The 24,744-nt window shown below is 59.3% G+C and carries 26 protein-coding genes and 2 pseudogenes; 14 read left to right on the plus strand and 14 right to left on the minus strand.

Features of this window, described 5'->3' with window-relative positions; genetic code table 11:
• Positions 1 to 13: 13 nt before the first annotated feature.
• A complete protein-coding gene (locus tag ROS217_RS02465; RefSeq protein ID WP_009816069.1) occupies positions 14 to 472 on the plus strand; it encodes an SDR family NAD(P)-dependent oxidoreductase in 459 nt (152 codons plus the stop codon).
• A gap of 411 nt (positions 473 to 883) precedes the next feature.
• Here the strand turns inward: ROS217_RS02465 and ROS217_RS23325 are convergent.
• Both ROS217_RS23325 and ROS217_RS02480 read right to left on the minus strand, forming a co-directional pair.
• A pseudogene (locus ROS217_RS23325) lies at positions 884 to 1,658 on the minus strand (IS5 family transposase).
• A 372-nt stretch (positions 1,659 to 2,030) separates the two neighbouring features.
• A complete protein-coding gene (locus ROS217_RS02480) occupies positions 2,031 to 2,465 on the minus strand; it encodes a GFA family protein (RefSeq protein WP_009816072.1) in 435 nt (144 codons plus the stop codon).
• A 235-nt stretch (positions 2,466 to 2,700) separates the two neighbouring features.
• Here ROS217_RS02480 and ROS217_RS23335 point away from each other — a divergent pair.
• A protein-coding gene (locus ROS217_RS23335; RefSeq protein WP_157046516.1) for an IS5 family transposase occupies positions 2,701 to 3,469 on the plus strand; the annotation gives its coding sequence in 2 pieces (ribosomal slippage) (positions 2,701 to 3,023 and positions 3,022 to 3,469; 771 coding nt in all).
• Here ROS217_RS23335 and ROS217_RS23340 read toward each other — a convergent pair.
• From ROS217_RS23340 to ROS217_RS02510, 4 genes are all read right to left on the minus strand, one after another.
• Entirely contained in the window at positions 3,395 to 3,781 is a 387-nt protein-coding gene (locus ROS217_RS23340; RefSeq protein ID WP_009816074.1) for an SRPBCC domain-containing protein, read from the minus strand. The two genes, ROS217_RS23335 and ROS217_RS23340, sit on opposite strands and share 75 nt — an antisense overlap.
• Complete coding sequence (locus ROS217_RS02500; RefSeq protein ID WP_040650959.1) at positions 3,778 to 4,098, minus strand: ArsR/SmtB family transcription factor; 321 nt, start codon at positions 4,096 to 4,098, stop codon at positions 3,778 to 3,780. Before ROS217_RS02500 ends, ROS217_RS23340 begins: the two co-directional genes overlap by 4 nt.
• A gap of 647 nt (positions 4,099 to 4,745) precedes the next feature.
• Positions 4,746 to 5,960: an SGNH/GDSL hydrolase family protein gene (locus ROS217_RS02505; protein ID WP_009816076.1), complete on the minus strand. Its 1,215-nt coding sequence runs from the start codon at positions 5,958 to 5,960 to the stop codon at positions 4,746 to 4,748.
• Positions 5,957 to 7,150, minus strand: coding sequence for an MFS transporter (locus ROS217_RS02510; protein WP_009816077.1), 1,194 nt, complete (start codon positions 7,148 to 7,150; stop codon positions 5,957 to 5,959). Before ROS217_RS02510 ends, ROS217_RS02505 begins: the two co-directional genes overlap by 4 nt.
• 109 nt (positions 7,151 to 7,259) lie before the next feature.
• Between ROS217_RS02510 and ROS217_RS02515 the strand changes: the two genes are divergently transcribed.
• A complete protein-coding gene (locus ROS217_RS02515; RefSeq protein ID WP_009816078.1) occupies positions 7,260 to 8,096 on the plus strand; it encodes a LysR family transcriptional regulator in 837 nt (278 codons plus the stop codon).
• Between the two features lie 370 nt (positions 8,097 to 8,466).
• On the opposite strand, the gene ROS217_RS02520 is transcribed toward ROS217_RS02515, so the two are convergent.
• Entirely contained in the window at positions 8,467 to 9,312 is an 846-nt protein-coding gene (locus ROS217_RS02520) for an NAD(P)H-binding protein (protein ID WP_009816079.1), read from the minus strand.
• Here ROS217_RS02520 and ROS217_RS02525 point away from each other — a divergent pair.
• Positions 9,299 to 9,766, plus strand: a complete 468-nt coding sequence (locus ROS217_RS02525; protein ID WP_368072237.1) for a winged helix-turn-helix transcriptional regulator — start codon at positions 9,299 to 9,301, stop codon at positions 9,764 to 9,766. The genes ROS217_RS02520 and ROS217_RS02525 overlap by 14 nt on opposite strands.
• A 557-nt stretch (positions 9,767 to 10,323) precedes the next feature.
• Here the strand turns inward: ROS217_RS02525 and ROS217_RS02530 are convergent.
• Genes ROS217_RS02530 through ROS217_RS02540 form a run of 3 tightly spaced genes read right to left on the minus strand, consistent with a single transcriptional unit; the run spans position 10,324 to position 13,007 of the window.
• Positions 10,324 to 11,325, minus strand: coding sequence for an NADP-dependent oxidoreductase (locus tag ROS217_RS02530; protein ID WP_009816082.1), 1,002 nt, complete (start codon positions 11,323 to 11,325; stop codon positions 10,324 to 10,326).
• A 23-nt stretch (positions 11,326 to 11,348) separates the two neighbouring features.
• The gene (locus ROS217_RS02535; RefSeq protein ID WP_198134855.1) at positions 11,349 to 12,185 is read right to left on the minus strand and encodes an alpha/beta fold hydrolase; all 837 of its coding nucleotides are present in this window, start codon (positions 12,183 to 12,185) and stop codon (positions 11,349 to 11,351) included.
• Positions 12,186 to 12,194: 9 nt separating this feature from the next.
• A complete protein-coding gene (locus tag ROS217_RS02540) occupies positions 12,195 to 13,007 on the minus strand; it encodes an oxidoreductase (RefSeq protein WP_009816084.1) in 813 nt (270 codons plus the stop codon).
• 84 nt (positions 13,008 to 13,091) lie between these two features.
• Between ROS217_RS02540 and ROS217_RS02545 the strand changes: the two genes are divergently transcribed.
• Positions 13,092 to 13,565: a winged helix-turn-helix transcriptional regulator gene (locus ROS217_RS02545; RefSeq protein WP_009816085.1), complete on the plus strand. Its 474-nt coding sequence runs from the start codon at positions 13,092 to 13,094 to the stop codon at positions 13,563 to 13,565.
• Positions 13,566 to 13,895: 330 nt separating this feature from the next.
• Here the strand turns inward: ROS217_RS02545 and ROS217_RS25095 are convergent, their stop codons facing one another.
• On the minus strand, positions 13,896 to 14,060 hold the full coding sequence (locus tag ROS217_RS25095; RefSeq protein WP_441295875.1) for an H-NS family nucleoid-associated regulatory protein: 165 nt from the start codon (positions 14,058 to 14,060) through the stop codon (positions 13,896 to 13,898).
• 17 nt (positions 14,061 to 14,077) lie between these two features.
• Between ROS217_RS25095 and ROS217_RS24610 the strand changes: the two genes are divergently transcribed.
• From ROS217_RS24610 to ROS217_RS23075, 4 genes are all read left to right on the plus strand, one after another.
• Complete coding sequence (locus ROS217_RS24610) at positions 14,078 to 14,176, plus strand: hypothetical protein (RefSeq protein ID WP_254656366.1); 99 nt, start codon at positions 14,078 to 14,080, stop codon at positions 14,174 to 14,176.
• Between the two features lie 127 nt (positions 14,177 to 14,303).
• Positions 14,304 to 15,077, plus strand: a complete 774-nt coding sequence (locus tag ROS217_RS02550) for an OmpW/AlkL family protein (protein WP_009816086.1) — start codon at positions 14,304 to 14,306, stop codon at positions 15,075 to 15,077.
• Positions 15,078 to 15,164: 87 nt separating this feature from the next.
• A complete protein-coding gene (gene nrtS, locus ROS217_RS02555; protein WP_198134856.1) occupies positions 15,165 to 15,458 on the plus strand; it encodes a nitrate/nitrite transporter NrtS in 294 nt (97 codons plus the stop codon).
• Complete coding sequence (locus tag ROS217_RS23075; RefSeq protein ID WP_009816088.1) at positions 15,418 to 15,879, plus strand: MerR family transcriptional regulator; 462 nt, start codon at positions 15,418 to 15,420, stop codon at positions 15,877 to 15,879. The genes nrtS and ROS217_RS23075 overlap by 41 nt, the downstream gene beginning before the upstream one ends.
• Positions 15,880 to 15,884: 5 nt before the next feature.
• Here ROS217_RS23075 and ROS217_RS02565 read toward each other — a convergent pair whose 3' ends face one another.
• The 3 genes from ROS217_RS02565 to ROS217_RS02575 are packed head-to-tail and all read right to left on the minus strand — an operon-like array spanning position 15,885 to position 18,462.
• A complete protein-coding gene (locus ROS217_RS02565) occupies positions 15,885 to 16,868 on the minus strand; it encodes a GlxA family transcriptional regulator (RefSeq protein ID WP_009816089.1) in 984 nt (327 codons plus the stop codon).
• Positions 16,865 to 17,563, minus strand: coding sequence for a class I SAM-dependent methyltransferase (locus ROS217_RS02570; protein ID WP_083781496.1), 699 nt, complete (start codon positions 17,561 to 17,563; stop codon positions 16,865 to 16,867). The genes ROS217_RS02565 and ROS217_RS02570 overlap by 4 nt, the downstream gene beginning before the upstream one ends.
• 50 nt (positions 17,564 to 17,613) lie before the next feature.
• Entirely contained in the window at positions 17,614 to 18,462 is an 849-nt protein-coding gene (locus tag ROS217_RS02575; protein WP_009816091.1) for a 3-methyl-2-oxobutanoate hydroxymethyltransferase, read from the minus strand.
• Positions 18,463 to 18,742: 280 nt separating this feature from the next.
• Here ROS217_RS02575 and ROS217_RS02580 point away from each other — a divergent pair.
• The 5 genes and pseudogenes from ROS217_RS02580 to ROS217_RS02600 all read left to right on the plus strand — a co-directional run bounded on the left by ROS217_RS02580 (position 18,743) and on the right by ROS217_RS02600 (position 24,739).
• Positions 18,743 to 20,085: pseudogene (locus tag ROS217_RS02580) on the plus strand (ISKra4 family transposase).
• A gap of 393 nt (positions 20,086 to 20,478) precedes the next feature.
• The gene (locus tag ROS217_RS02585; protein WP_157046517.1) at positions 20,479 to 21,513 is read left to right on the plus strand and encodes a glycosyltransferase family 2 protein; all 1,035 of its coding nucleotides are present in this window, start codon (positions 20,479 to 20,481) and stop codon (positions 21,511 to 21,513) included.
• Positions 21,510 to 22,448, plus strand: a complete 939-nt coding sequence (locus ROS217_RS02590) for a glycosyltransferase (RefSeq protein ID WP_009816094.1) — start codon at positions 21,510 to 21,512, stop codon at positions 22,446 to 22,448. The genes ROS217_RS02585 and ROS217_RS02590 overlap by 4 nt, the downstream gene beginning before the upstream one ends.
• A 22-nt stretch (positions 22,449 to 22,470) precedes the next feature.
• On the plus strand, positions 22,471 to 24,369 hold the full coding sequence (locus ROS217_RS02595) for an AAA family ATPase (protein ID WP_009816095.1): 1,899 nt from the start codon (positions 22,471 to 22,473) through the stop codon (positions 24,367 to 24,369).
• Between the two features lie 106 nt (positions 24,370 to 24,475).
• Positions 24,476 to 24,739: a hypothetical protein gene (locus ROS217_RS02600; protein WP_009816096.1), complete on the plus strand. Its 264-nt coding sequence runs from the start codon at positions 24,476 to 24,478 to the stop codon at positions 24,737 to 24,739.
• Positions 24,740 to 24,744 lie beyond the last annotated feature (5 nt).

Genomic DNA, 24,744 nt, shown 5'->3' on the forward strand with positions numbered 1-24,744 from the left:
GGCGACCGTCGCCTTGTTTCGCAAACTTGGCGCGGCGACGTGGCGGGCCGAAGTGAACTTGCTCCCTGCCGTGCGCCCCAGCCGCGCGCATGGGCCGGGGTTGGTCGCACAGGGCGCGGGTGTTGTGATCCATCTGACCTCTATCCAGCGCCAACGGCCACTGCCCCACGCGACCACGGGTTACGCCACAGCCAAGGCGGCGCTCTCTGTCGATAGCAAGAGCCTGTCACAGGAAGTCTCACCCAAGGGACTGCGCGTCGTGCGTGTGGCACCTGGCTGGATCGAGACGAAAGCCAAGGTTGGCCTGGCCGAGCGTCTGGCGCAAGAATCCGGCACGGATCTCGAAGGCGGCAAGCGGATGATGATTGAGGCGCTCGGGGGCATACCAATCGGCCCCCTCGAAGCCGTCCGAAGTTGCCATCCTGATCGCCCTCCTTGCGCCCGGCCGAGCGGCAACCATCACTGGGGCTGAAGCGGTCATCGAAAGAGGGACTGTGCCGACGGCTTGATTCAGAGCCACGCGGACAGCGTATTTATACAGGGAGAGCGGCCGAGACGCTAGGGCATTGTATTTACTTGGCAAAATTGGTGCCGGGGGCGGAATCGAACCACCGACACGAGGATTTTCAATAAGTCTTTGAATCTATGCAACTTGAGGCATCCCTCTTCAAACCGTCCGCAAGCGATTGAATTGACGCCTCTTTGGTGCCGCAAACCATCTCAAGTTACCTTGTACCGTGCCAGCCAAGCACGGCGAAAATGATACCCATATGATACCCAGACGTGCCAAACGGCCTTGAATACCGATAACGTCAAACGCAGTAGCACGCGGGATGCCTTCCCGCCGAGTGTAAAGGTGAATAAATGACATTCGCTGAGACATCTAGGCAGCCGACTCATAAAACTCGATCCACAGCCTGATCGATGCCAGTTTGATCATCGACAGGAAATTGCGTGAGGTCTTCTCGTATCGGGTTGCGATACGGCGGAACGAGGCTTTCAGCCTGCCAAAGAAGCGCTCGATTTTGTTGCGTTCCCGGTAGATTTCAGCATCAAATTCGGCGGGTAGTTTACGGTTGGCCTTGGGAGGGATCACGTCGATAGCCCCCTGTTCCCAGATCATATCCCTGATCCAGTCTGCGTCATATGCTTTATCCGCGAGCACATGTTGTCCAGGTTGCAAGTTGTCCAGTAGCGTCTTGCACGGCGGCGCGTCATGGGCTTGACCGGGTGTCAATTCATATCGGATCGGCAGCCCATCCTGATTGGTAAGTGCATGTATTTTCGTCCCTAATCCGCCCCGTGAACGACCTAAACAGCGGCGTGGGTCTTTTTTTGAGCGTGGTGGCGGAATGATGCGCACGCACGCTGGTCCCGTCGACCATCACCATGTCAACGTTATGCGCGTCGGCGATGGCCTCCATGATCCGGTCCCAGTGGCCTGCATAGCTCCACCGGTTGAAGCGGTTGTAGACCGTGGTCGGTGGGCCGTATTGCTCTGGTAGATCAGCCCAAGGGATGCCGGTGCGCAGGACGTAGAAAATGCCGTTGATCACGCGGCGGTCATCAACCCGCTTCTTGCCACGTGTTTTGTTGGGCAAGACAGCTTTGATGAACTCCCATTCCAGATCGCTCATATCTGATCGCGCCATTTGCATTCTCCCGCCCAGTTTTGTGCGAGAGTGAATCACAAACTTATGCTTCTAAACAAGAATTAATGAGTGTGCTGCCTAGAACAAGCAGGTTGGGCTCAAACCGAGCATGCGCAGCACCGGCGCGAACCTGACGGAGGCGGAGACATGATCACAGACACTCCCGGCTCAAAGCCGCCACTGGCCGGAGTGTCTAGTGCCGCACCCCAGCTTCACCAGACCAGCCGTTCCTGAAACGCGGAGCATGTTCGAAGAACGTATGACGGCTGTGCGGGACAAAGCGGGCGTTTGTGAAAGGGTAGCTTGAAACCGCGCCGGCAGGTCAACCTGACGGGGCGGATCGTCGAGTTCATGCGGGATGGCGTACACCAGGCGACCTCAGCCGGGCGCCATCCATTCGAATTTTTGCACCGAGGGATCAATCCGGTCCCATACACGGCTGCGGATGCCGTATGTAAGCACTTGCGGATTGAACTGGCTCGGGTCGTCGAGGCTGGTCGCGTCGACCGCGATCAAGTCCGGCATTGCCGCGAAAGTCAGGTAGACCGGTGTTCCGCATGTGGGGCAGAAGGCATGGATTTTGTCATTCCCGCTATCCGCCGCCACGCTCCATTGTGACGCTTCACCGGTAATTTTCATGTCGGCTCGCTGCGGGAAGGTCAGATAGGACCCGTGCCCGGTACCGCTGCGTTTCTGAAAATCTGTACATTGGCAGTGGTTCTCGAAGATGGGCTCGCTCTTCGTTTCATAGCGGATAGCGCCGCAGGCGCAGCCACCCTCATAGGTCTTCGCACTAATTGGGGTGCTCCTCATGTCCTGATATGCCGGTGTGCGGTCAGAGATCGAACCCTTGACCGGTTTCGAGGAAGGACTTCATGCTGGACAGCACCTGCGGCCAGCCCTTGCTGACGCCGTTCAGCATGCCGCTGCCAGGTTGCAACTCGTCATGAGCGACGGTCAACTTGACTAGGCAGCACACTCATTAATTCTTGTTTAGAAGCATAAGTTTGTGATTCACTCTCGCACAAAACTGGGCGGGAGAATGCAAATGGCGCGATCAGATATGAGCGATCTGGAATGGGAGTTCATCAAAGCTGTCTTGCCCAACAAAACACGTGGCAAGAAGCGGGTTGATGACCGCCGCGTGATCAACGGCATTTTCTACGTCCTGCGCACCGGCATCCCTTGGGCTGATCTACCAGAGCAATACGGCCCACCGACCACGGTCTACAACCGCTTCAACCGGTGGAGCTATGCAGGCCACTGGGACCGGATCATGGAGGCCATCGCCGACGCGCATAACGTTGACATGGTGATGGTCGACGGGACCAGCGTGCGTGCGCATCATTCCGCCACCACGCTCAAAAAAAGACCCACGCCGCTGTTTAGGTCGTTCACGGGGCGGATTAGGGACGAAAATACATGCACTTACCAATCAGGATGGGCTGCCGATCCGATATGAATTGACACCCGGTCAAGCCCATGACGCGCCGCCGTGCAAGACGCTACTGGACAACTTGCAACCTGGACAACATGTGCTCGCGGATAAAGCATATGACGCAGACTGGATCAGGGATATGATCTGGGAACAGGGGGCTATCGACGTGATCCCTCCCAAGGCCAACCGTAAACTACCCGCCGAATTTGATGCTGAAATCTACCGGGAACGCAACAAAATCGAGCGCTTCTTTGGCAGGCTGAAAGCCTCGTTCCGCCGTATCGCAACCCGATACGAGAAGACCTCACGCAATTTCCTGTCGATGATCAAACTGGCATCGATCAGGCTGTGGATCGAGTTTTATGAGTCGGCTGCCTAGGTCGCCTTGCGCTTCGATGTCAAAGGTGACACGGCTGTACTGGTCGGGATCGCCCTTCTGGCTCTCGTTCGCCCAGCTGATGACGAGCCGCTTGGGCGGATCGCTTTCGATGACTTCGCCCACCAGATCGACGGTGCGAGCCTCATCGGTGCGGATATGCCGCCAGCCGGAACCGGGCTGCCAGTCGTCTGAGACATTCTCATGTCCCCAGTAGCGGCGGGCAATTTCCGGCCTCGTGATCGCTTCGAATACTTTTTCGGGCGTCGTGCGGATAAAGGTAACGTAGACGAAACTGGCTGATTTGTCGGTCATTTCTCGTTCCTTTCAAGTTCCTGCTTGAGGTCGTGGAGAAGGCTCAAGCGGCCTTCTTCGAACTTGCGGATCCAGCGCTCATAGACCTCGTAGAGCGGGACCGGGTTGATGAAGTGCAGCTTCTCGCGCCCGCGGCGCACCGTGCTGATGAGATTGGCCTGTTCCAAAAGGCCGAGATGCTGGGTCACGGATTGGCGTTTCATGTCCATGGTCTCGCAGAGCTGACTGAGCGTCTGCCCGTTTTTCTCGCAGAGACGGTCGAGCAGCATCCTGCGGCCAGGATCGGCCAGGGCCTTGAACACCATGTCGTCATCCATCGGTGCCTCCATACGCGACAAGAGTCATATATGCAGGTAATTGCCTGCATGTCAATACGCGCAGGCAATTACCTGCATAATTGTGGATGGGGTGAAAATGATCGAAGGGGCTATCCTGGCCATCACCGCATTCGGGCAATGGCCGGTCTGAGAGTGGCTGCTTGATCGTTGCGTAGGAACCACAGCGTGACTGCGGGCCGTTGGATAAACGGAATGCATTGGCCGCAACCCTTGCGCGGGGCGGATCGAATGTCGTGGAAGGCCTCGAAGAAGCCTGCAGCATTGCGGCGAACTGTTTCGGGTCTCCGCGCACACCGCATCGGCGTGGACGGCCCAGTTCCGACCTTGAACTCGGAGTCACTGTGCCGCAGCGCGACCCGCCAGACCAGTTTTTTGCTGCATTAGCGAAATCAGGCGAGGGACGCGTTCTCACATTGCTGATGACGGTGTCGTTCGCCTGATACCTGTATCATATCAACGGCTTTATCCATAGGTTGCGCAGGAATATGGAGCCCCGGACTGATGAGCGGCCCTCTGCTGCTATTCACCTCGCTGTGCGATGTCGCAGTGCGGCTTCCCGAAACGGCCGGTCATGCTTGCCGCAGCATTTTGTCGTATCCATCCATGACGGCTGTCTCAACCTGTGCTCACTGTTTTTCCCCTTTCAGCAGTTCCAAAGAGATGGCAGCGGCCATTGCCTTATTCCCAACATCCCCCGGATGCAGCCGATCCCCGCTGTCAAAGGACGGACGCAACCGTGACGGCTCATCCGGATCGCGCAGCACGGCGTCAAAATCGACCAGTCCGTCGATCAGATCGGGTTTTCGCAGCCAGTCGTTGAACTCGCTGCGAAGGGTGTCTTTCGCGGCACTCCAATAGGTGGCCTCCATCGGCGTGCCGGGCAACGCGCCGCGAAATGGCGGGACCGTCCCCACGATCAGGCGCACGCCGTGAATCCTGGCCTTCGCGGCAATGGCGGCGATGCCTGCCTGCAGACGTTCAAGCGTCATGGGGGCCTCGTCCGGCGCAAAGGGCGAGCCGGGCCAGGCGATATCGTTGGTGCCGATCAGAAGCACCACGGCATCAATACCGGGCACGGCGAAAGCATCGCGATCGATCCGCGCCAGAACGCTTTCCCCCATCCCCTCCGAAAGAAGCCTGCCACCGGATATGCCCGCGTTGATCACCGCCACGCCTTGCGGGGCGAGCCGTCGGGCCAGAAAATCCGGCCAGAGCACATCCTCGTTCATCGTCGCGCCATTGCCGTCCGTGATGGAATCCCCCATCGCGACCACGACCATCTCGGCCGGATGGTCGGTCAGCACGCCGGCAAGACTCACGCGGGCGGTGATCTCTTCATCAATGCGATCCCCGTCAAGGACAAAGCTCGTTTCCCGCGCGTCCCAGTGGAAATCCTGCGCAACCGCGTCGTCGCCATAACGCAGGGTGATCGAGATGCGCTGACCTGCTTGGATCGTCAGCGCCACAGGATCAGAGGTGATCCGCGCTCCCGGCGGAATGATCACCCAGGGATTGCCGCCAAACAGAACCGGCTGCTCCTGCCCCTCCAGCGCGGCGGCTGCGCCGCCGGGCGCAACCGTGGCCGCGTCAACGGGCAAGGGTCTGGTGCCGTAGCTATTCGACAAGGTGATGCGCAGGCTGTCCCCGCCCCAGGCAAGGGTCAGCGGCTGGCGAATGAATTGCCCGGCGATGCTGTCGGGCAGGCCGGTGGGAAAGTCGAATTCGGTGCTCCAGACGGCTTCCGGACTGGCGGCCCAAGCCGGGGTCCAATCCTTCGCGTGACCCATTCCGGCGGATAGGGCGAACAGCATCAGGGCGGTCGTCGCGGTAATCGGTTTCATGAGTCTTCCCTGGATTTGAAGGTCAAGAGGGTCAGCAGAACGGCCAGAGCCGGCATAGTGGCGCCCAGCGGGAACAGGCTTCCAAGCCCCCATCCCGCCGTGATCGCGCTGCCGCCGATGGCCGCACCGATGGCATTGGCGAGGTTGAAGGCCGAGATGTTCAGGGTCGATGCCAGTTCCGTACTCGCGCCCTGCGACTGGCGCAACATGAAGGCCTGAAGCGGCGCGAGGGTCGAAAAGGCCGCCGCGCCGAACAGGAAAAGCGAGATCATCGCGGCAGCCGGATTGCCCATGCCAAGACGCATGGCCAGTATCACCGCCGCCAATCCCGCCAATGTTCCCAGCAACGCCGGGCGCAGCCCGCGGTCCGCAAGGCGCCCGCCAAGCAGGTTGCCCACCACGATCCCCGCACCGAACAGCAGCAGGTAGCGTGATACATGGGACGGGGCGACCGCGCTGACCTCTGTCAGGATCGGCGCGATATAGGTGAAGACCAGGAAGACCCCAGCATAACCCAGTGTCGTGGTGGCGAGCGCCAACAGCGGCGCGCCCCGCAGAAGCCTTGCCAGGCTGCGCCAGTTTGCCTGGGTTTCGCCGTGGGTGCCGGCGGGCAGCGACAATGCGCTGGCGGCAAGCGCCAGCAGGCCGATGCCGCTCACGCTCCAGAAGGTTGCGCGCCAGCCAAACGCTTGCCCCAGTTCGGTCCCAAAGGGCAGGCCCAGAACCGTTGCCAGCGTCAGGCCGGTAAAGACCAATGCGATGGCTGAGGCCTTGCGTTCGGGCGGGACCAGGCTTTGCGCGACGACGACACCGACGCCAAAGAAGGTGCCATGGGCAACGCCGCTGATGACCCGCCCCAGCATCAGCAACCCATAGCTTGGCGCGATGGCGCAAAGGACATTGGCGAGGATAAAGATCGCCATCAGCGCAAGGATCACGTTGCGATGCGGCAAGCGCGCCGTGGCAAGGGTCAGCAGCGGGCCGCCAAAGGTGACGCCAAGCGCATAGCCGCTGATCAGCAAGCCTGCCGATGGCACGCTGACCGAAAGCGACTGCGCTACCTCGACCAGCAATCCCATGATCACGAATTCGGTCAGTCCGATCCCGAAGGCGCCGATGCCAAGCGCGACAAGGGCCCAACGGGCTTTGTGTCCGGTTTTGATGCGTCCTGCGGTCAGTGTCGTTGTCATGATGCAAATCTCCACGTGGTCGGGTGCAAGATCGGCGCAAATGACTTGAGAAAACAGACACTGAAAACTACAATCTATTGTGCCTTCAATTCACAGATTGGCGAAGTAAATGCGCGACACCAACCGGCTTGCGGAAATCGAGACCCTGCTGAGCGTCCTCGCCGAGGGGAGCTTCTCAGCCGCCGCGCGCATGCGCGGGATGACCCCCTCGGCGGTGTCCAAGATGATGGCCCGGCTCGAGGAACGGTTGGGCGTGACCCTGCTGAAACGTTCGACCCGAAAGATCCAGGTGACCGAGGAAGGCGCACGCTTCGCGCGACAGGGCCAGGCGATTCTCGAGGCGCTTGATGCGGCCGAGCATGAAGCAAGCTGCGGCCGGGTCGCGGGCACCGTGCGCATCGCCACCAGCGCCGCCTATGCCAACCATATCCTGGCGCCGATTCTGGGCGGGCTGCTGCAAACGCACCCGGAGATCCGCATCGACCTGGCGATCGGCGATAATGTGAGCGATCTTTATGGTCAACCGATCGATCTGGCGGTGCGGGCCGGGCCGCTTGACGACTCCACCCTCATGACCCGGCACCTGGGCCGCAGCGAGATTGTCGAGGTGATGGCTCCTCCCCGCGGCGATGGCGGACCGCCCCCGCTCCGGATCGGGTTTTCCTATGCCCGCCGTGACGCGACATGGCGGGGGCGATCATCGCGCCTGCTGGTCAATGACGGGGCCACCATCGCGGCCCTCGTTGCCGTCGGCGCCGGCGCCGCTCGTGTCGGCCGCTTCACCGTCGCCCGTGAACTGGCGGCCCGGCAGGTCGTCTTGTGCGACCCGCACGCCGAACCGCTTTTCGAGGATTTCCACCTACTCTATGTGGGCCGGGCCAAGACGCTTCCGCGTCGGGTCCAGGCGGTGCTGGACTATCTCACCAGGCACGGCCGGGTCGATTAGCCGGAGCTTGTTCGAGTATCGGCAGGTAGACCTTTGCCATGAAAGTCCGTCCCGTAGCCGCCGTTCGATGCGGCGCGCGGCGTGAGGAGTTGCTTTACAAAAGCAGCCGTTCGCGCCTGGGTAAAGACTCTTGGCCCTGCCACCGTCCGGTGAGCGGACCAAGCTGACCTCCAACCCTGTTCATCATTTGGTGGCTCCCGGCCTCGCAATTGACCTTCGATCAGCGGGAATGTCACCAGCGCCGCTGACATTGACCGGGCGGAAACGGTCTGATGGCAGCGCGGCAGGGTAGCGGGGTGCGCTAAGGGATCGCCGGATAAAAGGGACGGCAAGTGGCAGGCCACCCGGATCGTGGACCTGCCATGCGGGATTAGGCAAGCGCATTCGCCACGGCCAGATCCAGTCTTACCGTTGGACGGCCCAGCAGGCGCGACAGCGTGCCGCTGTCATCTGCCAGCCAGCCCTCGCCAGCCTTGTTGTCCACATCGACCAGCAGTTGCGCAAAGCCCGGTGGCAGGCCCAGGCTTTCCAGAATGCCCTGATACACCTCACCCGGCAAATCGTTGTAGGGCAGCGTCTTGCCCGTCTGCCGCGAGACTTCGGCCGCAAGCTCTGAGAGGGTGAACCCCTCGTCCCCCGCCAATTCATATGTCTGGTCGGCATGGGTCGGGTCGGCGGCAACTACAGCGAGGGCATGAGCATAGTCGGCGCGGGTAGCGGGGGTAAAGCAGGCTTTCCCCGCCGCCCCGATCAGGGCCCCCGCGGCAATGGCCCCTCCTAGATTGTCAGTCCAGTTCTCTGTGTACCAGCCATTGCGCAGGATCGTGGCGCTCAGGCTCGAGGCCGCGATGATATCTTCGGTAGCCGCATGATCTGCAGCGATCAGCAAGGGTGAGCGGTCGGCCTTCAAAATCGAAGTATAGATAATGCGTTCGACTCCTGCGGCCTCGGCAGCCTGGATGACATTGCGGTGCTGGCCTTGGCGGTCGTTGAAATCACTTGATGAAATCAGCGCAAGGGTTTTGACCCCGTCAAGCGCGGCAGCAAAACCTGCGGGCCGTGTGTAGTCAAAGGCGCGGGCAATAACGCCTAGATCGCCCAGTTTTCCGGGATCGCGCGCAAGCGCCACGATTTCAGCAGGATCAGTTAAGGTCTTCAAGTGCGAGATGGCAAGGCGACCAAGCTGGCCACTGGCTCCGGTGATGGCGATTGTCATTAAAAGCTCCGTATGTTGCGTTGACGGAACACATCTAAACGAATACTATCGAAAAGGAAGTACGTACAAAAATGTAAGTTTCAAAAATATGCCCGAAACCAACCTGACCCAAAGACCTGCGGATGTCCTGAACGAAAAATGCCCCTCGCGTACGGTGCTGAACCATGTGACCAGCCGCTGGGGAGTGCTGGTGCTGATCGTGCTGCAAGACGGCACGCATCGTTACAGCAGCTTGCGCCGCCGGATCGGGGGCGTGTCGGAACGCATGCTTGCTCGAACCCTGCGGGTGCTGGAAGAAGACGGGTTGATCCAGCGCACCGCCTATCCTGTGGTTCCACCGCATGTCGAATATGACCTGACGCCGATTGGTCAGGTGGTCGCCGAAAAAGTCCACGCTTTGGCCACCTGCATCGAAAGCAACCTTGAGAAAATTCTCGGAATGCAGATGCGTTGACGCCCTGTTGCCAAGATAGACTGACCAGCAGATCCTGCATTGGACTCTGAACCCTGTTGCCCAGTAAAATGCCATTGAAGCGAACGCGCCCGTTTGGTGCCTGGTGGCAGCCTGCCCTGCACGCTGTGGCCTTGCGCTATAGGTCGTATTCCGGCCCTTCGACCTCAGCCCAGCGAGAGTCCAGTTTCCGCCCTGTCCGCGTCGCTTGGAATAATACGGGGCGCAAAAGGCTTCTTGCCGATTTGTCCGCAGCACGATCGGCCATTCCGAACCAAAATGCGGGCCGCTCGACGTTAAATGACATGAGGATGATGTTGCCCCTGACCATCCACTGTGGGCTCTAAAGCAGCCTAGCGGCGGCGCAGCAATGGTTCAGTTCAGGCTCGGAACCCTAGATGACCGTGATTGACCCATTGTGTCCGGCCATTCTGGTGACCTCGAGGCACCTCTGTCGCAAGACCGGACGTTCGTGGTCACTCAAGTAAGATCGAGCGACATACAGCCTAACCCTTGCAATAGGTGGTGCGTTGGGTCACATCGATAGAATGGAGGGAAAGCTACCTCACCTTGATGACGACCTTGCCCTTCGCGCGACCGCTTTCAACATGTGCGATTGCGGCGTTCGTTTCGGAAAAAGGGTAGACGTGGTCGATGATCGGGCGGATATGGCCTGCGTCGATCAGGGCAGTTATCTGCTGCAACTGAGTGCCGTTCGCTGTCATGAACAGGAAATCGAAGGACACGTTGCGTTGGCGGGCCTTCTTGTAGGTGCCCCGGCTGAGCGCCCAGAACACCGGTTTCAGGAACCAGGGGGCTTTGATCTGTGCAGCGAAGGTCGGGGTGGCAGGACCGGTGATCGACACCAGCCTGCCGCCGGGCCGCAGGACGTTCAGTGACTTTTCAAGCACTTTGGCGTCTTGGCTGTGCAGGACCACATCATAGTCGCGCAAGGCCGTCTCGAAATCCTGCGTCTTGTAGTCGATGACCAGATCGGCCCCAAGCGCCTTGAGCCAATCCGCGTTCGCGGCGCTGGCGGTCGTGGCGACATAGGCCCCGATATGCTTAGCCATCTGGATCGCGATTGTCCCCACTCCGCCCGAACCTGCCTGAATGAACACCCGTTGTCCCGCACGCAATCCTGCAATCTCGACCAGAGCCTGCCAGGCGGTCAGCGCGACCAGCGGCACCGAGGCTGCTTCCTCCATGGTAAGGGTCTTGGGCTTTGCCGCAAGAGAGGTTTCCCTGACTGCGATGGTTTCGGCAAATGTGCCGATACGGAAGTCGTCCACGCGGGCGAAGACTTCGTCGCCGGCCTTGTAGCGCGTGGCCTTCGGCCCGACCTTCACCACAGTGCCAGCCATGTCGTGCCCAAGGATCAGCGGCAGCTTGTAAGGCAGGATCGGCTTGAATTCGCCATCGCGCAGCTTGGCGTCAAGGACGTTGACCCCTGCGGCATGGATCTGGACCAGAATCTCATCCTCGCCGAGGGTTGGTTCAGGGACATCGGCCAGCCGCAGCGGGGCATTTTTATGATACTTGTCAACAAGGAAAGCTTGCATCGGTTTTCTCCGAAAGGGGGCGTTCAGGCAGCCAGAAAGGCCAGCGCCGTCGGCACGAATTGCGCGTGATACTGGAAGATGCCGCCGTGACCGGCGTCGGGATAGATCACCAGCTCTGCCCCCGGAATGCGGCGGGCCATGTCGTGGGAGTTGAGGGTCGGGACCATGATGTCGTTTTCCCCATTGGCCACCAGAACCGGAATGCGGATTCGCGTCAGGTCCTGTGGCAACTGGCGGCCCCAAGCGTGGATCGCTTTCAACTGGCGCAGGAAGGCGCGCGGAGTCGGGCCCTTGTCGCGGCCGGTCTTGCGCTCCTTGGTCCGGGCGATAAACGCCTTGGCAGCGTTGCGGCCATTGGCGGTCGAGGTGAAGAAGAGGTAGGTCCTGGGGTTGCGGAAGGTGAAAATTCCCTTGAGGATCAGCGGTAAGGACACTGCGCCGACCTTTGATATGCCCTCTCCTCCCGCTGGGCCGGTGCCGGTCAGGATCAGCTTGCGCACCAGATCGGGGGCTTTCAGTACCACGTCCTGCGCCACCATCCCGCCCAGCGAAAAGCCCATAAGATAAACGGACGACTGCCCAAGCGCGCGGATCAGGGCAATCGCGTCGCGCGCCATCTCGTCGATGGTCAGGGGGGCCGAGCCACCCGAGGCACCGATGCCCCGGTAGTCGACCGCGATTATGTGATGTCGGGTGGCAAGGCCGTCGATGATCCGGGGGTCGAAGTTGTCCAGCACCGCTCCCCAGTGGTTCAGAAGAACAAGCGGAGTGTCGCCGCGCGGGCCAACCTCGCGGTAGGCAAAACGGGTGCCCGCTGCCGTGATGACCTGGGTCAGGGCGTCGCTATAGGAGGGTGTCATGAACATCCCTCAGGCGATGTTGAATTGCTTGCGGAGGGTCCGGTCAAACAGCGCCCGGGGCAGGAAGCGGCGGGCGAATGAGGTCTGCCGCGCGGCCTTGCCCGAGGGGTAGCGCAGGCGCGGGCTGCGGTCCTGTGCCGCCGTGACAATGGTGGCAGCAACATCGTCCGCGGTGTCGCCTGCGGCCATCGCCGCGTCAAAGGCCGTCTGGTATCGGGCGATGGTCTGGGCATAGGCCGGCACCGGGCGGTCCCCCTGCGGCGAGTTCGCTTCGATCGAGGTTTTGGTTGCCCAAGGTTCGATCACGGCAACGCGGATGCCGAAGGGGCGGACCTCGTGGTCAAGCGATTCCGAATAGCCCTCGATGGCGTGTTTGCTGGCAGCGTAGTAGGCGCCGAAAGGCCCCGGGATCAGCCCGAGGACCGAGCCGACGTTCAGGATGCGCCCGGCACCTCGCGCCCGCATGATCGGCAGGACGGCGTTGGTCACACGCACGACCCCGTGGAAGTTAGTCTCGAAAAGGGCCTGAACCTGACCGATCGAACTTTCCTCGGCAGCTCCTGATAGAGCGTATCCGGCATTGTTGACAAGAAGGTCGATGCGCTCGGAGGCGGCCATGACCTCTGCGATCAGGGCCCGCACCGAGGCATCGTCGGTAACGTCCGCGACCAGCATGGTGATGCCATTTGCCGGGGCCGTCATGGGTTTGCGGCTGGTGCCGAAGACCCGATAGCCGGCCTTGGCGAAGGCAACGGCGCTGGCTCGGCCGATGCCCGAGGACGCTCCGGTGATCAGGGCGACGGGCTGGGGTGAGGGGCGCATGGTCTGTCCATTTCACTTGAAGTTCGACTCTACGGTCCATATGATATCAAAATAGTAGTTAGTCAATACAGAAATGATACTAACATGAAAGACGATCTCGCCGCCCATTGCCCCATCGCCCGCAGCCTGCTCTGCGTCGGCGATTCCTGGAGCATCCTGATCCTGCGTGACGCCTTTCTAGGCCTCACGCGGTTCGACCAGTTCCGCAAAAGCCTTGGGATCGCGCCCACGATGCTGACCAGCCGATTGGCGACGCTGACAGAAGAGGGTTTGCTGGAAAAGCGGCGATACATGGAACGTCCGCCGCGCGACGAATATGTGCTGACACCGGCCGGACAGGATTTTCTGCCAGTGCTGATCATGCTGAACGCATGGGGGACAAAGCATCGGGCCGGCGGTGACTTGACCCGCTATGTCGATACCGAGACCGGGAAGAGTATCGTGCCGATTGCGGTCGACCTGGAAACCGGCGCAAGGATCGGCACGCGGCCTATCCGAACGATTGATGGGAAGAGCGGCGTTGCGTTCGCACCTCCCCGTGCTGACGTGTTGTCATGACTTCGTCGAGGCTGGCACTTTCGCAAACTATCCGCACGCAAGGATGAACCTGTAACTCCCACGGCGCGAGAAACTGCTAGGAGTTTGAAAAACTCCATTCCGCACCAGGTGCTTTCCACCTCGAATGACCGCTTTTGCAGAGTCTTGGTCTCGATGGCGCGAACTGCGACAGGCTGCTTTCCGCCCTCTGTGACGGTCGCTCGAAGGGGGCAGGTCAGCCACACTGACGGCCCAAGTGAGGCCGCTCCTATCATACGCAGCGCCAAGTCCGAATGACCGGGTCGGGCAACGATCAGCCTCCGGTTCTTTAGCCGCAGGGTTGGTGATCTTTCAGCGGATTTCCAGATCACCGGCAGTTGTACCAGCAGCCAGCGCGTCCACGACCCACTGCGGTTTACGCCCACGACGGGACCAGGTGGGACTGATGCTGTAACCGCCCCCGGCAAGAAGCTCGGGCGCCAACCTGGACAACGGTCGAAATCCGACAGCTTTCACCGAAGGTCATTCAAGCCGTGGCGGAGGGTCGCTCATACCGATGGATCGCCCGCGATCTCGGTATCAGCAAAACCACTGTGCTCCACAGAATGAAACGGCACAGGGAAAACTCTTAGGGTGTCAATCTGCCCCCAGCCGGAACAGACACCACATTTCCATCAAGTTTGCGCACATAGGGCAAGAAAGGATACTTGATTTTTCATAATCTATCATTCATGTTAGATTATCGAGGCGTTTTTGACGATGAAAAAGCAAAATTATATCATCAAATCTTTCGTCTTCGACATATTTAAAAATGGGGAGGAGATGATGATGGATTTTGTGTGCGAACCGGGAACGGTCTCAAGACGGGTGAATCGGCTCCGACGATTACTGTTCTCCGTCGGGTTCATCTTGTTGGCAATCGTCTTGCTGGCAGAAACCTCGGGAACGGCACTGGCGCAGGGCGCTTTGACCGCTGACGAGGGCTGGGCGAACAGGTTTCTGGTACGAGGCAGGATTGCCGGTGTTTTTCCCGAAGACAGCGCTCAATACAATGTCCCCGCACGTACGCATGTCTCGAACCAATTCATTCCGGAGATCGACCTGTCGTACTTCTTTACGGAAAACATCGCCGCGGAAACCATTTGTTGTATCACCAAGCACGACGTGTCCTTGTCGGGCGGGCCCACCCTTGGGGAAGCGTGGTTGATCCCGCTTTCCGTCATGGCTCAGTATCATTTTCGTCCTAGAGGCAGCATCAAGCCCTATATCGGGGCGGGTCCGGCGCTGGTGCTTGTCGTGGCCAATAACGAAAGGGGCCCCGCGACATCCTTCAATCTCGAAACCTACAATCCTGGTTTTGTTCTGCAGGCTGGGGTTGATATCAAGCTCCGAAACAATTGGTATCTCAATGCCGATATCAAGAAGTTTTTTGTAGACATCGACGCAAAGGTCACCACCGCCGGAGGCACGGTATCCGGAAAGGCCTCGATTGATCCTATCGTCGCGGGCATCGGGATCGGATATCGCTTCTGATCGAGACGCGCATTCTAGAACAGACGAATGCCCCGCCGGCCCCCCGCGCAGGGGCATTCGGACTTAAAGCAACAAGCGGATGGACGCATGAACAACCTTCTTTTCAATCTCGGGGTGTCACGGACCCTTGTCTTGCGTTCCACCCGAATTGCCATCGTGGTCGGGACGGTCCTGAACTTGATCAATCAGAGCGATGTAATCTTCGGTTCCGCCGAAAGTGATCTCGCAAAGGCGGGCTTGACCTATTGTGTTCCGTTTTTTGTTGCTATGTATGGGGCACTGTCCGCGACGAAAGACTACAGAAAGAAGACACTTGGCCAAGATCAGCGACACAAGACAGATGAAGATCGGAGAACTCGCGCGCCTCAGCCGCTTGAGTGAACGATCTCTGCGTCATTACGAGGATCTGGGCATCCTCAGGCCTGAGCGCAGCGATGGGGGAACGCGGACGTATGGTGAGCGTGACGTGGTTCTGGCCAAAATGATCCAGAACATGCGCGACCTAGATATTCCGCTTGAGGTTATCGCCTCGATCGCGGGGGTCCGCGCGCATCACACCACTGGCTCTGGATCGTCACAAGAGGTGGCGGCCAAACTCAATGAACTGTCCGACACGCTCATGCTCATGGCCCGGCTCGCAATCGAGATTCAAGGCGAGGTCAACCACGTTTTGGGCGCGGTCAATGAATGCCGAGGATGCAAGAACAAACCATCCCGATCAGGATGTCCAACCTGTCCGATGAACACGGTATCGGAAACCTCGCCCTTGGCGGATATGATCTGGCGCGACGAACTTGCCTGAGCCCGTCAAACCTCGGCGGAGTAGTCGAGCACGCGCGCTCGATGTTTTCTGCGTTGGTCCGAGGGCGTGACGGCGTAGGATTTCTTGAAGGCGGTGGCCAGCGAGCCGGTCGAGCCAAAGCCGGTGGCGGTGGCGATGTCGATCAGTGGCAGTTTCGTGCGCAGGATCAGATGATGCGCGCGGCGAATACGCAACTTTTTGTAATAATGTCCTGGCGAGGCATCAAAGACCGCGCGGAAGCGACGTTCAAGGCACCGTTGCGAGATGTCCAGCTCAGCGGCGATCGCAACGATTGAAAGTGGATCAGACAGATTATCCTCCATGATGGCGAGGGCATCCGACACGGCCTTGTCATAGAATTTGTGAAACGCCTCTGGGGCAAAAGGCTGGGAGCTGGAACTGGTGCGGATTTCCGGCAAGAGCAGGTGGCGGCCGATCTCGGTGATCTCGGACACCGGCAACTCGCGGGCTAGCAAACCGATCACAAGTTCCGCGGTTGCCGCGCGTCCCGCAGCAGTGATGATGCCGTTGGAAAATTCCGACAGATTCTCGGTCAGGCGCGGCTGATCCTGGGTCTCGCGCAGCGCCACCGCATCGGCCCAGTGGGTTGTGACCGCGCCGGTCTCGACCTGGGTGCGGGCAATGAAGGCGGTGGCGGCATCCGCGAGCAGGATCACCGAGTGCCCCAGCCGCCGCATACTACGGATGCGCGCCATCCAGACGGCGGGATTGGCTGTGTTTGAGGCGATCACGATCAGGAAGTCAGCCAGGCAATGATTTGGAATGACCGGCTCTGCCCGCACGAGGCAGACGCCACCGCCCTGCACGAGCCCCGGCCGATCCGAGATGACCCGCCAGCCAAAATGCGGCGCGCCATGCACCATGTTGGCGGTTTGCAGGGTGTGGATGACCGAAGCCAATTCCAGATCGCAGAATCTGCGCTGTACAAAAATTTCGAAAGTCGTGGATTTTCGTTCCGGGATCGTCATGTCGGCCTGTTCACGTCTGGTATCCTTGATAGGCTCCCGGTCTTTCGAAACACCTGGCCCACAATCCGCCACGATATGATGATGTCAGAACGTCCCAGCCTAAGCAGATTTGCGCGCGCTGTCTGAAGAGCGTTCGAGCAATCCTGCTGACCTGCCCTGTAAGCGCTCCAACCACGGAAGAGTTTGATCAGTTCCTCCATGGGAACGGTCCTGCACATGACGGCATATGGCAGCTCTACCTTTTCTCCACAGAACGCAAGCCCGGCGTAGCCCGAAACCGCCCAACTGCGCTCTGGTTCCCAGAATGGGTCGATCGTCGAGAGAAAACCGTCGCACGCGCCCCTGACATCGATGGGCAATTCGATATTGCTCCAGGCGAGCGCGGCAAAGATACCGCCCGGACTCAGCACCCGGTGGGCTTCGGCAAGATGACGCGCCACATTGAAATGATGGAGGGCTTGCATGGATACCACCATATCAACACTATCTGGCGGCAATGGCAGATTTTCGGCCCGACACTTGACGTATCCTATAGGGGTTTCAGTCGATACCGGATAGGCCGATTTCGGCGGGCAAGGGTCTGTAGCAATCGCGAGGTTGAAATGCTCCGCCATGAAATAGCTGACTTCGGCGTCTCCAGCGCCACATTCGACACAAACGCGACGTTGGTACGGCAGCGCGGCGAGCCAGCGCATGAGTTGCGCTGGCTCCAAAGCTGTCCTGGCAGCATCATGCGGCACGGGGGTCAGCCGACAAGCGACAAGAACTTTTCGTGTTCCCCGTCAAGCATGGTGTGTGAAAGATCCGGCTTGGGGAACTGCCCGCTCTTTGCAGCGTTGTAATAAGCAGAATATGCTTTCTGCATTTCCCCCCAGACGTCGCCAAAGAGTTCGCGTTTGGGCGGAATTGGAAAGACGGAACACCCGATGATATCGCTCGAAACATGGAAAATGCCATGCGCGTAGGGGCCCGACCCGAGGCTGGCGACAGCGACCGGTAGATTCTCGTAGCACCACTTGGTCAACTCGACCGACGTATGTTCGAAGAGCGCCGCGAAAATGCCCGCTTCGATCGAGGCGCGGACCAGTTCAATGATCGCGGCCGCTTCCCCTGCGGTGCGTCCCGCTGGGCTATGGCCAGAGTTCATCACCGCCCGCTCGCCCTGAACGCCAAAATGACCCACAACAGGAATCCCCGCATCGACGATGGCCCGAATATGCGGAACTGTCCCAAGCGAGGGCTCGATATGCACGCCGTCAGCACCCAGCTTAACCACTTTTGCCGCGTTGCGCACGGATTCCTCAATGGAGATACTGGCCGTTGTATTAGGCATGTTGCAGATGATGAATGGTGACGAAGCCCCTCGCAGCACACCTTGTAACATGTAAAGCTGTTCTTCGAAATCCACCGTTGCCATTGATTTGTGCCCCATCAGGCCCATCGGGCCGGGACTGCCACAGCACAGCAGGTCCATGCCAAGCTCTTCGGCCATCATCGCACTTGGTGTATCGTGGCATTCCATACCAACAATGCGCTCTCCCTTTTGGACCTTTTCCGCAAGATGTTTCAGTCGTGTCTTTCTGCGTTTTGCCATTCTGATTTTCTCCCGATGGGCAGCATATGTACTGCAATTCGCACATTACCTTACATTGATGTTAGATTTCAACCAAAAATCGATTCACCCTCGAACCCGTCGGTCTTTGCCCCATCCCGCCGCTGTTCCGCCACTAATACCGATGTCGCGTTGCCCCGTGAGTGCATGCGAACGAACCTGGCCTTTGATTTCAATGAATTCTTCATCTCGTGTTGGGAGTGGGCAAAACTTGGTGGTCGACGGGGTAGGATAAGGGTTTCAGAACAAGGCGAGACCCAACATGGATGTAAGTATTCTTGTTGAAACGACTTTTGACGATGGCGAAACTCGGAGACGCAGTATCGGTCGACTTCGCCGTCCGTATGACGAATTTGCCTCTCCGAACTTGGGCCTGCTCCTTCACGACGCAAAGACCTTGTTGAGGCGGTTGCAGGAAGCGATTGTGCAAGATCACGTCGGTGAAGCAATGGAGGCCCGCCGGATATGCGAGGGCTGAGGTAAACGACGTGCGATCCATGACGATCGTGGCCGCATTTTCGATACGCTGTACGGTCGAATTCGGGTGAAGTGGCCGAGGATTCGACGCTGCTCGTGCCAACCGGCAGGGATCGCGAACCATGGGCCGCAATCACCACTTGCTGGGCTTTTCCCCAAACGTGCGACGCCGGAACTTCGGTGCCTGCCGGCTGAATTGGGATCGAGGCACTCGTTTCGAGAAGCCGCGATTGATCGAAATGTTCCGGCCCTGTTCGGCTCGGTTGAACACGACAGTTCGAAAGCTCTTGGGTCGCATCGCCGACGAACTCAGCCATAACGACACAAGCCAAGGGGACGCGGGTACAAACGAGGCATCCTCCCCACTGGCCGTTTTCCTGGATGGTGCGCACATACGATGTCGGCCTGAATACCAAAAACGGCACCTTAATGGCGTGGTCGGCAAGGTTGAAAGCCTCAATATGAGCCGACGATTTGGCTTCGTTCAACAAGCCGCTGCATCGCCTGCCAGACAGCTCCGAAATGACCTGATTGCGCAAGGTTGGGATGGCCGAAACAAGGTGACCGTGATTTCAGACGGTAAGCCGGACTTGCCAAATCTCATGCGGCGTGCCGGTCGAGGTCCTGTCACCCACATACTGGACTGGTGGCACATCTCGATGCGGGTCAAACACATAGAAATGCAGTGCAAGGACTTCTGCAATCGAAGGGAATTCAGGGTTGCCATTGCGCTTCGAGCGCCCTGCCGAAACACTGCGTTGGGACCTTTGGCACGGCAAGTTGATGACCGCCGCGACAATCCTCAAACTTCTCCAAATCGATTGTGATCGATTGCGTGCCGAAACCCGAGATTTACGGGAAGCGGTCAGGCGCGTTAAAGCCCGGTGTCAGGAGCCATATTCCTACCTTTCCAACACCTCCGACGCGCTTCCGGACTACGGTTGTCGATACCGAAACGGCCTCGCGGTTTCATTGTCCCGGGCAGAAGGCTGCGTCGATGACATCGGCAACACCCACTTGGGAAAACGCCGCCCGATGAGATGGTCACCGCAGGGCGCACATCGCGTTGCCGTCACATGGGCCGCTGTCCTTGACGGGAGGTTAGGCGTAGACAAGTTGGCCGCATGACCCCCATGTTTTGCCCACTCCCTCGACGTTGAGCCCAAGAACTGCACGGCTCTACCAAGATGATTGGCGAGATCAGCGTGGTTGCTCAGCTGTTTTCGCAAGCGATCTGATCGGTGACGAACACCGAGACAAAGTCAACCCGAGAGGAAAACAGTAATAAGCCCGAAGCGCACGATGATTTCAACCGTTGCCGGGTCAGAGTTTTCTATCGATGGGCAAAAAACAGCCATCAACCGGCAGACTCCAGCCGTCCCTTGGCCGGATGGCATGCCTTGGTTGCGTGGGTGAGGCGGAGGTGCCAAGACTGTCAAGGCGCGCAAACCTTGCCAGACAGGCAGTCGGACCGGATCGGTGCCGAAGCTGCATCTTTTATGCCCAGACAAAGGTCATGCTGTGAGGACAGATATTCCAGAAACCCCGAAGGTAGCCAAGCTGGTCCCGTTGATCGTCATACCCTGCCTGAACGAGGCTGAACACATCGCGCCACTCTTGGCGCAGCTTGCCAGAACGACGGACCAGATTGGCGGACGGATCGTGGTGGTCGATGGCGGCAGCACCGATGGAACATGGGAGATCGTCTCTGCCATAGCCAGCCGCGATTCCTGCATCACGCTGCTACACAATCCGCGACGCATCCAGAGCGCCGCGATCAATTTGGCCGTGGCCGAGGACCGGGGCGTTTCAAGTCACATGATCCGCATCGACGCGCACTGCCGCTATCCGGATGATTACTGTTCCCGGCTTCTGGCCGAGATGGACCGCAGCGGTGCCGATAGCGTGGTCGTCAGCATGATCGCGGATGGAGAACGGGGCGTGGAGGCTCTCAATGCCGTGGCGCAGAACTCGACCGTCGGGAATGGCGGTTCGCGCCACCGCAGGCGTTCTGAAGGGCGGTTTGTTGACCACGGCCACCATGCGCTGATCCGTCTGGATGCGTTTCGGGCCGTGGGTGGCTATGATCCCAGTTTCTCGCACAACGAGGATGCCGAACTCGACTTCAGGCTGAGGCGGAACGGCTACTGCATCTGGCTGACCGCCGACCCGGTCATCACCTATATCCCGCGCCGTTCGCTCGGTGCCTTGACACGGCAGTACTTCAACTATGGCTGCGGTCGTGCGCGCACGATGCTCAAGCATGCCGTTGCGCCACAGCTACGCCAGATGAAGGTCATGATGGTGCTGCCTGCTATTGTGTTATCCGCGTTGATTGGCGTTCACTGGATATTCGCGGCACCGGCGGCTCTGTGGCTGGCGGTCTGCATTGCGTCGGGCGTGTTTCTGGCGTTCCGCCACCGACGCGCATGGCTTGCGTTGTCCAGTGTCTCGGCACTGCTGATGCATGTCGCGTGGTCAACCGGATTCTGGTGGCAGATGTTCGGGGCTCTGTTTGTCGGCGCATCAGTGGCGTCCCGTGGAAACGCCCGATGACCGCTTGTCACAATGACAGTATCGAGGTGTGCGTCTGCACCTATCGCCGACCCCAATTGAGCGTCACGCTGGAGTCGCTTGCGGCGTTACGCGTGCCGGATGATTTCACCCTGTCGGTACTCATCATTGATAACGATGCCACCCCTAGCGCACGGCCTCTGGTTGAGGGTGTTGTCGCGACGTTTCCAGTCCCGCTGCGTTATGTGCATTGCCCCGAGGGCAATATCTCGATCGCCCGCAATGGCGCTTTGGATCATTGCCGGGCGCGATATCTCGCTTTCATAGATGATGACGAGACCGCCTCGCCCGATTGGCTTTGCGCACTGGTTGACGAACTGCGGCGCACGCAGGCCGATGTCGTGCTGGGTCCGGTCGAGAGTGTTTACGACCAGAGCGCACCATCGTGGATGTGCAATCTGGAGATACACTCCACGCGCCCGGTTTGGGTCAAGGGTGAGATCCGGACGGGCTATACCTGTAATGTCATCATTGACCGGCACGCGCCAGCGGTGCGCGACCGCCGCTTTGATCTGGCGCTTGGCAAGACCGGCGGCGAGGATAGCCTGTTCTTCGATGAAATCCACGAAGCAGGTGGCAAAATCGGTTATGCGGAACGCGCCCTGGTCCATGAGGATGTGACGCCCGAACGGCTCGCTTATGGTTGGTTGTTGCGGCGGCGGTTCCGGATGGGGCAAACCCATGGGCGAATGCTGCGCCGAAAGATTGGCGCGGGGCGCTTGCTGAGCAATCTGGCCGTGGCATTGGCAAAGGTCACCTATTGCTGTGGTGCAGCCGTGCTTGGCGGCTACGACACCACGCGGCGCAACGCGGCTTTGCTGCGCGGAACACTGCACATTGGCGTGTTCATGGGGCTGACCGGCATGCGTGAACTCGAACTCTACGGTTCGGGTTCGGTTCAGCGAGGGGAAAATTGACAGTGATTGCGAGGGGTCTGACATGATGCTCAATGATCTGGGGATGAAGATCCATGACGCGGATTTCAGGCCGGACACATTGAACCGTTCCCCGGCGCAGGATCGGACGACGACGCTTGGCGATCTGCTGGCGGCGGCCCGACGGCAGCGTTGGCCGCTGATGCTCTGCACGGCTCTCGGTCTCGGCCTTGGCTTGGTCAAGCACATGACCACTCCGCCACTCTACTACAGCGCTGCGACCGTGCTTGTGGATGTGCGGATGGACGAATCTGGTGGTGAGATCACACCGACCACGCCCTTTCTGCGCAACGACACCTCGCTTTTGAACGAAATTCAGGTGCTCCGTTCGCTGCGGCTTGCCGAAGAGGTAGCGCGACGGCTTAGCTTGCATGAGACGCCGATTTTTCTGAACCCACCCGAATCGCTGGCGCGCAGCATGCTCTCTGCGGTGCTGGATGCGGTGAAGAACGTGATCGGGGCCGATCCCGAGACACCGCCGCCCCTTCCTGGTAGTTCGGAGGCTTCGGCAATCAAGAGAGCTGCCCTCATATTGCAACGGGACGTCGGCATCGACCGGATCGGGCAGAGCTTCACGATTGATATCAGCTATATCGGGCCGGAGCCCGCGCTCGCCGCCGCTATCGTCAATACCTATGCCGAATCGTATCTCGCTGCCCATCTGAACGCAAAAATGGAAGTGACGGCGCGCATGGCTGAATGGATGCAAGCGCGGATTGGCGAACTGCAGCGGGAAAGCGAAGCCATACAGGTGCGCGCAGAGGCGCTGCGCGCCCAAACGCCCCCTGACACAAAAGCGCTGAAGGCGCTCGCTCAGCGGGCGGCCAATCTTGAAACGCTGCAGCAGACTCTGTCGTCGCGCTATGAGATGGTAACCATCGAGGGGTCATACCCGGTCACCAATGGGCGCATCCTCAGTGAAGCAGCGGTGCCGAAAAAGCCAGATCTTCCGAAGCTATGGCAGTCTGTCGCGATTGCGACGATCCTTGGTTTCATGATCGGGTTTGTTATCGCCATCCTGCGCGAAACCCGCGAGCGTGCGTTTCGTGTCGGCGAAGACGTTTGGGTCGATACCGGCAAGCCGTTCCTCGGTTACATGCCACTTTTCGACACCACTGCGCTGTCTCGGCAAGCACCGCGCGGTAAGAGCGAAAACGGGAAAAATAATGGCGACACCGATGCCCGCAGCGTGGTGCAATCGACAGCCCCCAGTCTGTTCATGTCGTTGCTCGATTCCCAATCACTCTTGGCCGACACTCTGCGGAATGTGCAGAGTACGGTCATGCTGGCGGCCACCGACAGTGGCGCACAGGTGATCGGCGTGTCCTCGATGGTCGCAGGAGAAGGCAAGACAACCCTCGCCGCCAATTATGCGAACCTTGTCGCCCAATCGGGTGCTCGGACGCTTTTGGTTGATCTCGATCTCCATCGGTCTGCGCTGACCAGGATGCTCCAGTGCAATCAAGGGGCCGATCTGATCCGCATCCTCGACGGAACCGCGACGCTGGATGAGGCGCTGCAAACAGTGTCGGTGTCGGGACTCGATTTCTTACCCTGCATTCCAGAGCACAATACGCGACGCTCCAGTGATGCTCTGATGAGGCAAACGATGACGGCCCTGATCGAGTCTCTGCGACACCGGTACGATTTCGTGGTGCTCGACCTGCCACCGCTGGGAACAATTGCCGACACCAAGATCATGCTGTCGCGGATCGACCACATAATCCTGCAATGTGCCTGGGGTAAAACACCGCGCACTCTTGTGCGGGATTATCTCAGAATGGAACCTGAAGTCGCGCGGAAAGTGCTGGGGATCGTTCTGAACAAGGTGGAAATGCGACGGCTGCGCAAGTTCGCGAGGCCGGGAAGTTGGGAAACCTATTTGGAAGAGAAATACGGATAGGCTCGACTGGTCCTCATACTTGCGCGCATCTCGGCACTTCGGTAGCCTGCACTCTGATTATCCGTTATGCTGATCCTCAATACAGCACGGGGGTGAGGGTTCTGGAATGCGTATGGTGGTATTTGCCGCATTTCTTTTGGTCGCGATGATTGTCGTAGGAGCCTGGTCGCTTGCACAGGGCGCAGGGTTTGCGACGGTGGCTCTGCGTCTTATGGTGACCGCAATTGTCCTGCAGGTGGGGTATTTCGTGATGCTGGTCGTCGTCGCCTATCTGCCGAACTCTTCCGGGCAGGACGACCCCAGTCGTGCAGAGAAAGAGCGGCACCCTCCGTCCCAGCCGGTGCGCGGTGCAAACGATTCCCCTCACTGATTTGA

The organism is Roseovarius sp. 217 (assembly GCF_000152845.1).
Lineage (GTDB): Bacteria > Pseudomonadota > Alphaproteobacteria > Rhodobacterales > Rhodobacteraceae > Roseovarius.

What these genes read in the sequence shown, in the direction of transcription:
- ROS217_RS02480 (WP_009816072.1), bottom strand. Translation starts at nt 2,465, where the DNA reads ATGAGGAGCACCCCAATTAGTGCGAAGACCTATGAGGGTGGCTGCGCC.
- ROS217_RS23340 (WP_009816074.1), bottom strand. Translation starts at nt 3,781, where the DNA reads ATGACCGACAAATCAGCCAGTTTCGTCTACGTTACCTTTATCCGCACG.
- ROS217_RS02500 (WP_040650959.1), bottom strand. Translation starts at nt 4,098, where the DNA reads ATGGATGACGACATGGTGTTCAAGGCCCTGGCCGATCCTGGCCGCAGG.
- ROS217_RS02505 (WP_009816076.1), bottom strand. Translation starts at nt 5,960, where the DNA reads ATGAAACCGATTACCGCGACGACCGCCCTGATGCTGTTCGCCCTATCC.
- ROS217_RS02510 (WP_009816077.1), bottom strand. Translation starts at nt 7,150, where the DNA reads ATGACAACGACACTGACCGCAGGACGCATCAAAACCGGACACAAAGCC.
- ROS217_RS02515 (WP_009816078.1), top strand. Translation starts at nt 7,260, where the DNA reads ATGCGCGACACCAACCGGCTTGCGGAAATCGAGACCCTGCTGAGCGTC.
- ROS217_RS02525 (WP_368072237.1), top strand. Translation starts at nt 9,299, where the DNA reads ATGGCGATTGTCATTAAAAGCTCCGTATGTTGCGTTGACGGAACACAT.
- ROS217_RS02520 (WP_009816079.1), bottom strand. Translation starts at nt 9,312, where the DNA reads ATGACAATCGCCATCACCGGAGCCAGTGGCCAGCTTGGTCGCCTTGCC.
- ROS217_RS02530 (WP_009816082.1), bottom strand. Translation starts at nt 11,325, where the DNA reads ATGCAAGCTTTCCTTGTTGACAAGTATCATAAAAATGCCCCGCTGCGG.
- ROS217_RS02535 (WP_198134855.1), bottom strand. Translation starts at nt 12,185, where the DNA reads ATGACACCCTCCTATAGCGACGCCCTGACCCAGGTCATCACGGCAGCG.
- ROS217_RS02540 (WP_009816084.1), bottom strand. Translation starts at nt 13,007, where the DNA reads ATGCGCCCCTCACCCCAGCCCGTCGCCCTGATCACCGGAGCGTCCTCG.
- ROS217_RS02545 (WP_009816085.1), top strand. Translation starts at nt 13,092, where the DNA reads ATGAAAGACGATCTCGCCGCCCATTGCCCCATCGCCCGCAGCCTGCTC.
- ROS217_RS02550 (WP_009816086.1), top strand. Translation starts at nt 14,304, where the DNA reads ATGAAAAAGCAAAATTATATCATCAAATCTTTCGTCTTCGACATATTT.
- nrtS (WP_198134856.1), top strand. Translation starts at nt 15,165, where the DNA reads ATGAACAACCTTCTTTTCAATCTCGGGGTGTCACGGACCCTTGTCTTG.
- ROS217_RS23075 (WP_009816088.1), top strand. Translation starts at nt 15,418, where the DNA reads ATGAAGATCGGAGAACTCGCGCGCCTCAGCCGCTTGAGTGAACGATCT.
- ROS217_RS02565 (WP_009816089.1), bottom strand. Translation starts at nt 16,868, where the DNA reads ATGACGATCCCGGAACGAAAATCCACGACTTTCGAAATTTTTGTACAG.
- ROS217_RS02570 (WP_083781496.1), bottom strand. Translation starts at nt 17,563, where the DNA reads ATGCGCTGGCTCGCCGCGCTGCCGTACCAACGTCGCGTTTGTGTCGAA.
- ROS217_RS02575 (WP_009816091.1), bottom strand. Translation starts at nt 18,462, where the DNA reads ATGGCAAAACGCAGAAAGACACGACTGAAACATCTTGCGGAAAAGGTC.
- ROS217_RS02590 (WP_009816094.1), top strand. Translation starts at nt 21,510, where the DNA reads ATGACCGCTTGTCACAATGACAGTATCGAGGTGTGCGTCTGCACCTAT.
- ROS217_RS02595 (WP_009816095.1), top strand. Translation starts at nt 22,471, where the DNA reads ATGATGCTCAATGATCTGGGGATGAAGATCCATGACGCGGATTTCAGG.
- ROS217_RS02600 (WP_009816096.1), top strand. Translation starts at nt 24,476, where the DNA reads ATGCGTATGGTGGTATTTGCCGCATTTCTTTTGGTCGCGATGATTGTC.